Source organism: Rhodococcus sp. USK13, from assembly GCF_018343855.1.
In the GTDB taxonomy this organism is placed as follows: Bacteria; Actinomycetota; Actinomycetes; order Mycobacteriales; family Mycobacteriaceae; genus Rhodococcus_F; species Rhodococcus_F oxybenzonivorans.
Genome location: NZ_CP069241.1, coordinates 13977 through 25801 on the forward strand (window position 1 = coordinate 13977; position 11825 = coordinate 25801).

Below are 11825 nucleotides of genomic sequence, written 5' to 3' on the forward strand. Positions count from 1 at the left end.
CCGTGTCGGAGCCGGGTGCGAGTTTGGATGGGCGGATACTTCATCCAACTGCATTTCACCTGGCTCTAGGACCACCTGATGCAGAAGAAGGCTGGACGGACCGCGGCGTGCGGATAGCTAGCGAACGGACTGAATCGGGTGGGTCAAGATTACAGTGGTCACGATGTCGGATACGTGCGGGGCAGATCGGGATGGCAGCGACCTGGGTTTCCAATTGGGCTGATAGAAAACCGGACCCCAGAGCTGTTCCGCTCAAGCCTCCCCCATCAATCCGCCGCGGAGACGGCGATGAAGCCACCCCACCCGAGCGCCTGTGAAGCGCAAACCAGCGACGATCACGGCTGAGATGTGCTCATCAGCGCAAGTTCCTGTCTGGCGCGGCGTCGACGGTTCGCAAAGGAGACGTCATCGATCTGGATCGGGGTGCCGGCGGGAACTGGTTGATAGTGCGGTACCCAGGATTGCCGGGGCACAACCTGCTCGAACTGGTCCCTGTAGAAGTCCCCGAGTGTCCGCCTACCGGCATATGGGGTGATGCCGATGTTGATGCCCACGAACCTGGCGGCGACATCATCGAGTGGACGGCCACCCTGGAGGATGTCATCGACGCGTTCACGGAGTTTCCTCTGGCTGTCCTCAGTGAGAAAGCCGAGGTGAAAGAGCACCGAACCCGCCACGGCTGTCTCCTGGACATCGAAGTCGGCGATCGCCGCAGCGAGAGACTTCGCTTCCAGGTGCTCGACCGCAGTACGCTCCGGTCCGGACAGCGTTGTTCGATCGATTCTTGCGAGAGCTCGCACAGCCTGAGGCAGCGTCCATTCTGCCTCGACACGATCAATTACCCGGCGGGCCTCGTCGTCGGATGGAGCCTGGGTGAGGGCGGCTCGGACGAGCCAATCCGCGAGGCGAATGCGTGCGGACCACCACGAGGCCGATTGTGGGTCTTCAATCAGGCGCCCGATTGCGAATGCTGCGGACATCGCGTTCGCGGTGTTGAACTCCGAGACTCTGTCCGGTAGCAAGCTGATTGCCTTGTCTGCGGTGAAGTTAGCGGTGTTCTCGCCGGCAAGTGCCGCGCCCAATGCTGATGCGGGGTCGAGTTGTCCCGTGCTAGCCATCTCGGACAAGCCCTGCAGGACTTGGGCGTCGCTGATATCGCCGATCGGGATTCCGAACACGAAATACCGATCGAAGTACGCGGGTTCGGAAACCCGTTTTCTGCCGGGGCCTCGGCCGATGGAACGACCAATCAGTCCTCGTGATGCTGTCGCGGGGAACAGATATCCGAGCAGAAGTTTCAAGCGCTCGCGCCGTTGGTCGGTACTTTGTGGCACCGCGTCTATCAAAATCGGCGACCAGTCGACGTGCTGGTTTCCCGATCGCGTGCGGGTGTCAGTCAGGTCTATCTTCATCCGTGCGATCTGACGGTAGAGCGTGGGGTAGCGCAATCGAAGGAACGTCAGCAGAAGCAGATCCTCGGCATTGATGTCCTCCGGGCCGATCACCATCAGTGTCGTGTCGAACTGGGCAACGAGGCGGTGGATCGCACGTATGGTGGCCAGGTCGACCTCGGGAACAAGTTCGAGAAGGTTGTTCGCGGGGGACGTTCCGAATTGGCTGCGCCCGGTCAGGATCGCGCCGAGGTCACGATCAATCTCGAGAGCCTGTAGTGCCTCGGTGAGGTCGCGAAGACGGTGGCCATGCTGCAAGGGCGGGAGGTCGAACGGGTATTGCACGATCTTTTCGAGGAACTGTAGTGCACGGTCGTTGTTCGCCGCGATCGGAGTTTTTGCGAGGACCTCGCACACGGTTTCTTGGTCGTATGCCAGCAGGTAGTGGATGCCGGGGAAGTTTCCCAGTAGTCGCACGGTCTTCAGAACGGCGTTCAGTTCGTCGGGGTGGAGTCGGTCGATGTCGTCGACGATTACCAGGACCTGGAGGCCGGAGTCGGCGAAGATCTTCGACGCGGACTCGAACTGCTCGCGAAAAGGTTTATCGAGGGCCTTTGCGCCCCTTTCGATGAGCGCTTTCAAGCCGTGGCCGGCCATGGGCACGCCCGCGACGGCGCCAGCAGCGACTGGGGCCATCGATTCGAACATCTTCGAGACCTTCGCGAGTGTCTTTTTGGGAAGAGCGGAGCCGATCACGGCATAAAACTCGGCCATGAGCGTCGCCGGGTCGGAGGCGGCCCACGGCGTGAAGTACCGAACCGACCACGCCTGCGGCATCTGCTGCTCGATCATGCGTAGGACGGACGACTTTCCGCTGCCCCACGCACCGGTCAACCCGAAGGTCACACTCGGGCCGCTCCCCGCCGTTTCGATACGACGTGCAACCTGGGCGGCGAACGCTTTTCGATCGAGCCGGTCCAGGGTGATGTCTGTGATCGGTGTGTCGGTGAAAATCCCCGCCGACTGATTACTTGGCATCCGTTACCTCATCACAAGTTCAGGAACAGTCGGCGGTCGCCGCCCATCCTCGCGTCAGTAGATCCGCATGTTGCGGAGCCTGGCCGCGTCCACCAGGGTCTTGGTATGAACACCGATGTCATCTTGGCTGATGGACGTCAGCTGTTCGGATGCGGGGTCCAGTCCGTCGTCGACTCTGCGGAGCCAGATCGCCCAGGCGGGCCAATCGGCTCCCCATTTCGATCGATACACGATCCCGTGCGGAAGTGATCCGTCGTCGAGAACAACAGAACGGATCCACTCAGCGATCGTGGTGGTGATCATCTTGTCGAGGTTTCCGGTGATCACGCCCAAGGTGAGTTCGCTGACGCCGAGCTTCCCCAGGGTGTCACGCAGTTCCGCTTGGATGGTCGAGATACTCTGCGCCGCCGTCACGTCCACGAACCAACCCTGCCAGGGAAGACTCAGGGTATAGATAGACCGAGCCTGTCGCCACCCTTTTGAGATTGACGGGATCAGCATCGAGCCGTGCCGAGGGAGTTCTGCGGCGATCTGGGCATCTAGGGTCTCGGCGTCGTCATCACCGACGTCATCGAACAGCTCGTCCATCGGCGTGGCGGGCAAGCCCGGCCTGATGTAACTGATGACCTCGGAAAACGCTGCGGTCTCCTCGCTGGCAGCGTAGAGGGTGCGGTGCCCGGGGACATCCCAGCGCGACCACGATCCCCGATCATCGCTCCGGGGACGCTTCAGCGGGTTCATCGGGCCCCACTCGGTCTCGCCGATACGGTAGACCGTTTGGCCGACACTGGGAACGATCTGTAGACCGGTGCGCGAACAGATGCGCTTCTCTCCACTGCCCGCACTGGTTGTTGCTGTCTGTGTCACCGGTCTCCCGCCGCCCTATACCAAGATCAACAGTATAGGGCGGGGCGAGACAGCACCGTCCGCCAGTCTCCGCTTGGCAGAGTCCGTTTAAGCGTTGTAGCTTCCTTCGAGGAACGCTTTCGCCGCTGCAAATACGCGCTGCATCTCATCTTCGCGTATCAGCTCCGCGGGGGACGCACCGCCAAGTCGCGGGTTGGCTGCGATCAACCATGCTCTGGCCACTTGGTCGTTTTCTTTCTGGTCGATAGCCGTAGCGAGAGTGTGGGCAGCGCGCAATCGGCGCACCTTGTCCACAGCCGGGGTGACGTGATTTGGCTCCCCTGGAGCCAACGCCCAACGCGCGGGTAGTGCCCGACTCCGGGAACCGGCCACGAAGGCAGTAAAGGTGCGACCGAAGTGGTCAAGTAGGTACTTGGCAACTTCGTGGGTTTCGAGCCTGGTGGTGTCTTCGCTTGTACGTGTCAACAGATCAGTAGGCATGTGTGAACCTCTTCGAGATGGACCGACAAGGGTCCTCAGCCAAACCTGAGGCTCTTGTCAAGACAGTTGGCATTGTCGGACTAGAAGTCAGTGCGCATGGTCTGCCGTCGATCGTTCTCGTTGTGTCATACGCCTAGTGTAATCATAATTATCGCCAAATTGACCACTTATAGCGCTTGGATCTTCCGCCGGTAATGAATAAGTGCAGTTCAGGGGATTCCTGACTTGTTCCTCCACTGATGGCCCTAGGTCGCGTGGGCCGCGGGCGCCCCGACATCAGGTCCCGGAGCCTTGTCGGACTCTCAAGTTGCTCGATCATGAGGCTCGGGCGCGCCACCATCCGCGCCGGCAGTGGCCGTAGGCAGCTGACGCATCTCCGAGAAAGGCATCGTCAGACTCAGTTCGAGGTACACGCAGATACATTCATTCGATCTATACCGCTGCATCGAGTTGTCTGGTTTGATCCGACATGGAGACTCCCAGTCGCTGACGCGCAGAACCAGATTAAAGCTGCTCTGCCGCAGATGACTTCGGAGGGGTCCACTACAAGGGGGCAATTGTGACGACCGTTCAACCGACGTCGATGATCCGGAAGCAAGGGCCATGGGGGTTGTGGTGGCTGACCGTCATCACCTTCGGTATCTACTACCTGGTATGGTACGACCGCATCGGCGGGGAATTGGCCGCCACCGCAGGCGTCAGCCGGGAAGCCTGGACTCGGTGGTGGTCCCAGCTGATCCCGATCTACGGGCTCATCGGCCTGTCCCGGACTGCCAAGCGCCTCAACCAGGCTCACACCCAGGTCGGATCCTCGACGCGGGTGTCGCCGGTCGTCACGTGGCTGTGGGCGCCGTTCTGGTTCGGCTCCCATACCAGGTACCTGCAGCGCCGCATCAATATTCTCGTCGATATCTACTCCAGCCGCACCACCCAGCACGCACCCGCGTAGCCCCGGAAGCAACCCCGGCCTTCCCCTTCGAGTCGACCAGGCCTCCACATCATTCCGCGTGATGCGGAGGCTCCTGGATACGTCTCGGCCTACCTTCGATGGCCTCGCACATGTCACCTCGAGGCGCCGTTCGCGGTCCAGGCGACCAGCCCCACCAGCATGACGCCGCGCTCCGCGGATCGGCAATGGGACTACCCGTCACGTACATCGAGTGAATGACACTGACACGCCATGCATTCGCCCTATATGGCAGACGCAAGGCCGTGGCCGTCGTGCCCGGCCTCGGGCGGAATTACCGGTTGCTTCCGGTGGCGTATCCGGCCTCGGACGCCGGCAAAATACCCGCTCGCCACGCATGACCCTCGGGTACGTCAACGACGACATGGTCACCGACAACCCACGAGTCCTCGGCATCGCCGCGGCCATCGACCCTCCTGTTGCCCAGTGTTGGCGGCGTTCGCTCCCAATTATGGGAAGTCGCATGTAGCCACACGAGACAACCGATAGGCAGCTTTCGCGGCCGACCGTGACGTCGACGACCAACTTTCTGCGCCCGGGAACTACTCGATGTAGCCGACTTCAACGCCCACGATAGTCCCGTCACCGACGATGGCGCTGCAATTGAACTCGCTGCGGACGGTGGCACCAAAGGAGTTGCTGGCGTCTACATCGCCGGTGACGACCCAGCGGCTCAGTTTGCCGTAGTTGCTGTACCTGTCCAACTGCGCGTAGTCCTCGTCGATGGTCTTGAGGCTGTCTGTCTCGAACGCGGACACGTCACTGAACTCGGCAGTGCTCGGAGACTTCATCCGATCGGCCACGGCGCTTGTGCATCGGTCGACGGCTTCATCCTCTGTGCTGTCGCCGAACACGGTGAAACCGACGATGACAGCAACGATGACCAGAGCGCCCGCTGCAATCCACATGCCCTTGCGGCTGCGCTTAGCCGGCGCTGCTGACGCAGGTGTGGCCGAAGGTGCGACTTGGGCGGCAGGCGCATCGAGTTGTCGCGTATCCGTCCAAGTCTGGCCGTCCCACTACCGGACTGAGTTGGGCTCCCCCGATGGGTTGGGATACCAGCCGGGGGATGCGGAGTCAGGCATGCGGGTCCATTCGTGGTCGGGAAGCGTTCGGTCAAGCGATAGCAACTTCAAATGTCCCGAAGGAGCGAATCAATGAGTCCCGTTCGATGAATTCGAACGGGACCATCGAAACTCGCGTTGGTGGGGAGATCGAGTCTGGAGCTCACCGACAGTTCGGGACCGCCGAGCGCCCGCTGCGGTGAACGAGCGAGCCCATGAACGAGAAGTAGCTGCGAGCCGCTCTCCGTGGTCTACGTGGATGACACCGTGCGCCGCCGAACGCGCCACGCACCTGCTGCGATGGGCTAGATGTTGACGCCGTAGTCTCGGGCGATCCCGGCCAGACCGGAGGCGTAACCCTGACCGATCGCGCGGAACTTCCACTCGCCGCCATGCCGATACAACTCCCCGAACACCATTGCCGTCTCGATGGAAGCGTCCTCGGTCAGGTCGTAGCGCACCAGTTCGTTGCCGGTGCTGCGATCGACCACGCGGATGAACGCGTTGGTGACCTGCCCGAAGCTCTGCCCCCGCGCCTGCGCATCGTGGATGGAGACCGGGAAGAAGATGTTGGTGACGTTCGGCGGCACCGCCTTGAGGTCGACGTTGATGACCTCGTCGTCACCGTCACCGTCGCCGGTGAGGTTGTCGCCGGTGTGCTCGATGGACCCGTCGGGTGATCGCAGGTTGTTGTAGAACACGAAGTGCTGGTCCGACAGGACCCGCTTGCTCTCGCCGGTCGCCAGCGCACTCGCGTCGAGGTCGAAGTCGTGACCGGTGGTCGAGCGTGCGTCCCATCCCAAACCTACGGCGACCGCGGTCAGGTTCGGTGCCTGCTTGTCGAGGGAAACGTTGCCGCCTTTGGCCAGGGTGACGCCCATGAAGATCCTTCCGCCCACAGCGTGTGGATGCGCACTGTTTGCCCACCCCATTCGACGCTCAGGCTACCCACCTTAGAACGTGATGTTTCGGACACGCCATTGCAGGGTGCATCCGTGTTATGCCCGTACTATCAGCGCGTGATCGGTTGCCAGACAGCACACACCGGAGATCGAGGACGAGGGTCGAGGCGCCGCCCGGTGCAACCATGTCCGGCGGGGCGTCCGGTGTCTGAGCGTTTGCCTCGTCCGTCGACGGTCGCATAGGCCGACCATTTCCCCCTGCGGGCGGTACGCGCGATACCCACTGACCTCACCAGCACCCGGAAAGGACCGGCTCCGGCCGCACCTCATGACCGATCTCGCCCGCGGCCAGAACACCCCCATCGACGACGGCACGCTGACCGTGGCCGTTTCCGGCGTCAGCCACGGCACCATCGACCTGATGGCCTTCCAGCTCGGCGGTGATCAACGGGTCCGCTCCGATGCCGACTTCATTTTCTTCAACCAACCCACCTCCCCCGAGGGTGCGGTCCGACTGGTCGCCGCCGACCGCATCACGATCGACCTCCGCGCTGTTCCGGCCGGAATCGAGAAACTGTCCATCGCCGTGGCGCTCGACGACCAGGTCGCCGGGAGCCTCGCGGACACCGGCAACCTCGGGGTCGTCCTCGAACAACCCACCGGGATGCGGGTCACCGCACGGGCGCTCGGCCTGACCACCGAACGGGCAGCGGTCCTGCTCGAGGTCTACCGCCGCCAGGGCACCTGGAAGGCCCGCAATGTCTCCGCGGGCTGGGACACCGGGCTGGCAGCCCTGGTCACCCACCACGGTATCGACGTCTCCAACGAACCCGCCTCCCCGCCGGCGGCCCCGGCACCGCCCGCACCGGCGGCGCCGCACCAGTACACGCCCGTGCACCCACCGGTCGTGGCCGCAGCGGCAGCCACCCCTACCGTTCCCCGCACGCCCCACCACCACAGCCAGCGGTGTCGCCGATCAGTTTCGAAAAAGTCAAGGTAACCCTGTCGAAGGACTCGGCCACCAAGACCGCGCGCATCGATCTCCGCAAGAGCCAGGGCGACCCCAACTGGGTGCTGACCGTCGGACTCGAATGGGACGGCCGCGGCGCCCATTACGACGCCTATGGCAGGGTCACCCGCTACGGGACGGGGGATCTCGACGTGTATTTCTTCTGCCGCGACGAGGTCACCAACAAGTTCGTTGTCATCAGCGGCGAACCCCGCCACCGCGGCAGCCTCGACAAGTGGCCGTTCATCCACCACTACGGCGACAGCAAAGGCCCCGGCAACGGCAACCGGGCCGCCGTCGAACAGGTCCGCGTCCTGCCCACCGAGAACGGTGATCTCCTGGTCAACGTCTACCAGAGCGTTGACAACGGCACCGGCGCGATCGACACCTTCGGCCGCCCCCGCGTCGCCATCCGATACGGGCGCGCCGCACCCGGTGGGCTCCCCGGAGAGGACGCCGACGAAATCCTCGTCTACGTCGGCAACGGACAGGACTCTTACTGGGCCACCATCGCCCACATCGACGTGCAAGACGGCATCCTTACTGTCGACGGCGAAACCCGCTACAGCCACCCCGGCAGCGAACACATGCCCGGACTCGACACCACCGGCTCCTGGGTCCGTGAACCCCAGGGCGGACCCGTCGGCCGCAGCAAAAAAGCGAACCGCGGTATCGGACTCACCAAATACACCGGGCGCTGCCCCACCCCCACAGGAAAGTACTGACTATGCACCCGCACACCCCGACACGCACTGTCCGTGCCGCCGGCGTCCTCACCGCCCTCACCGGGACGCTACTCCTCGGTGCCGGCTCCGCAGGCGCCGCGGAACCAGTTCTGGCGCCGACCATCACCGCCGACGCGGACGGGCTCGTCGTCCACGCCACCGTCACCAACCCCAACCCCAACCTCGGGCCTCTGACCTACCCGGGAATCGAATGCTTCCCGCAACTGACCGACCACCAGAACACCGGCGGCGACATGCCGTGGATATGGCCGCCCCTTCCCCAAGCCAGCGTCCCCGGCTTCGGCGCATCCATCGGCGAAACCAAACAATTCCTCATCACCGTGCCCCACACCGGGGACTACACCGTCGAGGCGTACTGCTGGCTCCAAGGCGACGTGCAATCCGCCGCCGGCAGCGACAAGTTCACCCTCACCGTCGACGGAAGCACCAAACCACAACCAGAACCCGAGCCTGAACGTCCTGGGATGCCGTTCTTCGGCAGCTGACACAGCCCGCCCCATCTTCAGGTCTCAGCGCTGCACCACACGGCTCAGCCAGCGGCGGGCCCGATGGATGCGGCGAACCGGTATCTCCTCGTGGCTCTCGTGCAAAGCCGCGGCATCGACGGCCTCTCGGTGCCCGGCGGCGGTCCTCGCCGCGTCGCGGTCACGCCGTTGTTGGTCGTTGTATGCCGTCAGTTCGGCCCGCAACCCGGCCCGGAGTTCCGGGACCGTCTCGGTGGCCCCGAGCAGCTCGAAGAAACCGGGGAGTGAGAATGTGCGCTTGATCCCGTGCCGTGTCCAGTAGATCCCGACGTGATCGATGTGGTGTTCGTCGTCGAAGTCCAGCAGGGTATACCCGGCGAGTTGATAGACATCGGACTTGGTGATCGTCGTCGCGGCGTGGGTGGATTTGAAGTCGAGGAGCAGCCCGTCGACCAGCAGGTCCGCGTCGGCGCCCCCGATGGCGTCGGACCCGGAAAAGCTCATCCCCGAGCGCGCGGTCCTCGCATCGGCACGTAGCTGCCCGAGTCCGGTGTTCGCGAGGCAGACCTGGTCGTGGAGTTGGTCGATGACGAACCACGGCACCTGTTTACGCGCCTGATCGAACGTGACCGCCTTCCCGCCCTCCAGTAGCGGTGTCTTGTCGATGACGTGCAGGTACGAGCGGTAGAGCTGATCCAGCTGGCCGGCGACCACGCAGAGGCGGAGCAGGTCGTTCTCCATCGATTCGGGCAACTCGATACGGTCAGCCGGCTGCGCCGGGAACTCGGCGAGCACGCTGGCGATCGCGGCCGTCAACTCGCCCAACAGAGGTGAGGCTTCCGGATGGTCTCTGGTCAGCGCCGCGTGGCCCCTGCGCGCCGACACCGGGACGAGATCCTCCGTGGCGAACGACAGTCTCAGACGAAAATCGATCGATGTTCCGATCAGACCCCAGTCCGGCCGCTTCCCGGTATGACTGGACTTGGTCCGCAGCGCCTGCTTGCGGACACCATCGTGAACCAAAGTGACCGCGGCAGCATTAGGAATCGACTTCTGTGCGAATCGCATGAACGGCGATCCGGCCCACTCGATCTGAGACGTCAAGGACACCGGCCGAACAATACTGGGCTACTCCCGGGCACCCCCGCGCAGGTACAACCGCCGAAGCCACGGTGCCGGAACCCACCGTCAGCGACACCCCAGCTGCCGCTGAGGGTTCGTCGAACGGCCTCTGAGAGCAAGGAATCCGGCAGCGAGGACCGCGGATTCGCATCTTTATCGGTGTCTCACTTGATCCCGATGAGGTGCTACGGGCGGTAGGCCGTCGCCGCTGCGAACGTCAGGCTCGTTACTGCCCGGCGCTCACGATGGCTTCTAACACCGCTCTGCCTGCGGTCTCGCGCTGTGAGATCACCTCACCGCTGTTGTAATCGGTGAGCGTCGTAGTGCACGTCCCAGTGGTCGGCGATGTCGTCACGGACAGCGTCGCGTCATCAAATTCCACATCGGTGCCATACTGCCGGGAAAAGGTCGCCATGCCACCAGCGGCCTGCGTTGTGGGATTTCGGCCTACGAGGACACCACCCCCGTCAGACGAGTTTCCGCCATACGACACCTTGACGCTGGCGACGCCATCGTCGCCGCAGTCCACCTGCACGACGACACTGGCATCCGACCCCGTCACTGTGGGCACCGCTGACCCCTCCGCGTCGGACTCATCTGCGTTGGTCGAGCATCCAGAGACGATTGCGCCGCATATCGCAGCCGACGCCAGGAACTGGACAAGGTGCACAGGACGATCACTCATGAAATTGCTCCTGGTTCAAGCGAAGCGGACCTACGACCTTAGCAACCGCGAGTACCGCCAGCCGCACGTCAGTCAGGTGAATGAGAGATCGGCTGTACAGCCCGCACCACCCGCTTCCCGTCGCCGCTAGAGGACAAAGTCCCTGTTCTAATGCTCTTGTCGGTCGAATGATCTATTGACTCGGATATTTTGAAGCGCAACACATTGCGCGGAGAGCGCGCTACACGCGGGAGATCGTTCCGAATTGTGTTATCGCCCGGTTCGTCTGGTATTAGTTTCAACTATCGCACTCATCAACGGCGCACGACCTGGGCTTGCGCGCCTTCATGGCGCAAGGCTAGTGACTCCCCCTGAGAGACGAGACACCCGCATGACGCACCACGATTCGGCTCCTCGCTTCAGCTCCGCAGGGTTTTCGATGAATACCCCGGCAGATCCGAACAGCCGCCGACGGCTACGAGTCGGTCAAGAGTGCAACTGACCTTGTCCCTGATGTGGGTGGTTGGTTCCCCGGCCCGAGGGCTGGCCGGGGAGCACGTCCACTCCCATCAGGGGTACCACACTGAACAGGAAGGGCGCCCAATGCGTCTGACACGTCTCGCAACGGCCGTGGCTACCACCACTGTCGCTGCCGCCGCCATCGCCACCGCCGGCGCCGGCACGGCCCAGGCCACCACCTACTACGGGGACAAGGTTCGCTCGTCGATCTACTACTCCGGCACCAACTGCATGAACTACGTCATCTGGAAGGAAGACGGCTCCAAGTTCGACGGCTACACCTGCCGGGGCGTCGTCGAGGTCGACCAGATCGTGAACAAGGGCGACTGGCTCGGCATCGAGCCCACACCGGCCGCCGGTTTGTACGTTTCCTGCCACACCTTCAACCTGCGCACCTACGAAACGATCGTCTCCAAGGGTGAGTACTGGGACGAGGACTACGCAGGCTCAGGCTCGCTCGGGTCGCTGTTCGGGCCCCCGCCGCCGATGTGCATGTTCCAGGCCTGACCCACACCCTTTCCCGGACAACCACAACGGTAAGACCGCACGGTCCGAGCGACCCCGAGACACGGCCCCAGATCTGAGGGTCGTG

General features: G+C 63.1%; 11 protein-coding genes. 5 read left to right on the forward strand and 6 right to left on the reverse strand.

Annotated elements, in window-relative coordinates; genetic code table 11:
* Nucleotides 1-335: 335 nt before the first annotated feature.
* Both JQT59_RS00030 and JQT59_RS00035 read right to left on the reverse strand, forming a co-directional pair.
* Nucleotides 336-2429: a KAP family P-loop NTPase fold protein gene (locus JQT59_RS00030; protein WP_213570948.1), complete on the reverse strand. Its 2094-nt coding sequence runs from the start codon at nt 2427-2429 to the stop codon at nt 336-338.
* A gap of 54 nt (nt 2430-2483) precedes the next feature.
* Complete coding sequence (locus tag JQT59_RS00035) at nt 2484-3296, reverse strand: RES domain-containing protein (RefSeq protein WP_249353552.1); 813 nt, start codon at nt 3294-3296, stop codon at nt 2484-2486.
* A 1039-nt stretch (nt 3297-4335) separates the two neighbouring features.
* Between JQT59_RS00035 and JQT59_RS00045 the strand changes: the two genes are divergently transcribed.
* Nucleotides 4336-4725 (forward strand): hypothetical protein, encoded by a 390-nt coding sequence (locus JQT59_RS00045; protein WP_213570952.1) that lies wholly within the window; start codon nt 4336-4338, stop codon nt 4723-4725.
* Nucleotides 4726-5285: 560 nt separating this feature from the next.
* On the opposite strand, the gene JQT59_RS00050 is transcribed toward JQT59_RS00045, so the two are convergent.
* Nucleotides 5286-5651 carry a hypothetical protein gene (locus tag JQT59_RS00050; protein ID WP_213570954.1) on the reverse strand — a complete coding sequence of 122 codons (366 nt, stop codon included), beginning with the start codon at nt 5649-5651 and terminating at the stop codon, nt 5286-5288.
* A 461-nt stretch (nt 5652-6112) separates the two neighbouring features.
* Entirely contained in the window at nt 6113-6688 is a 576-nt protein-coding gene (locus tag JQT59_RS00055; RefSeq protein WP_213570956.1) for a TerD family protein, read from the reverse strand.
* A gap of 349 nt (nt 6689-7037) precedes the next feature.
* Here JQT59_RS00055 and JQT59_RS00060 point away from each other — a divergent pair, with 349 nt between their 5' ends.
* From JQT59_RS00060 to JQT59_RS00070, 3 genes are read left to right on the forward strand one after another with little or no spacing between them, the layout of a single operon-like run.
* On the forward strand, nt 7038-7709 hold the full coding sequence (locus JQT59_RS00060; RefSeq protein ID WP_213570958.1) for a TerD family protein: 672 nt from the start codon (nt 7038-7040) through the stop codon (nt 7707-7709).
* Nucleotides 7676-8443 carry a hypothetical protein gene (locus JQT59_RS00065; protein ID WP_213570960.1) on the forward strand — a complete coding sequence of 256 codons (768 nt, stop codon included), beginning with the start codon at nt 7676-7678 and terminating at the stop codon, nt 8441-8443. The genes JQT59_RS00060 and JQT59_RS00065 overlap by 34 nt, the downstream gene beginning before the upstream one ends.
* Nucleotides 8444-8445: 2 nt before the next feature.
* The gene (locus tag JQT59_RS00070) at nt 8446-8949 is read left to right on the forward strand and encodes a hypothetical protein (RefSeq protein WP_213570962.1); all 504 of its coding nucleotides are present in this window, start codon (nt 8446-8448) and stop codon (nt 8947-8949) included.
* Nucleotides 8950-8973: 24 nt separating this feature from the next.
* On the opposite strand, the gene JQT59_RS00075 is transcribed toward JQT59_RS00070, so the two are convergent.
* Nucleotides 8974-10038: a hypothetical protein gene (locus JQT59_RS00075; RefSeq protein ID WP_213570964.1), complete on the reverse strand. Its 1065-nt coding sequence runs from the start codon at nt 10036-10038 to the stop codon at nt 8974-8976.
* A 238-nt stretch (nt 10039-10276) separates the two neighbouring features.
* Complete coding sequence (locus JQT59_RS00080; RefSeq protein ID WP_213570966.1) at nt 10277-10612, reverse strand: hypothetical protein; 336 nt, start codon at nt 10610-10612, stop codon at nt 10277-10279.
* Between the two features lie 705 nt (nt 10613-11317).
* Between JQT59_RS00080 and JQT59_RS00085 the strand changes: the two genes are divergently transcribed.
* Complete coding sequence (locus tag JQT59_RS00085) at nt 11318-11740, forward strand: hypothetical protein (RefSeq protein ID WP_160094565.1); 423 nt, start codon at nt 11318-11320, stop codon at nt 11738-11740.
* Nucleotides 11741-11825 lie beyond the last annotated feature (85 nt).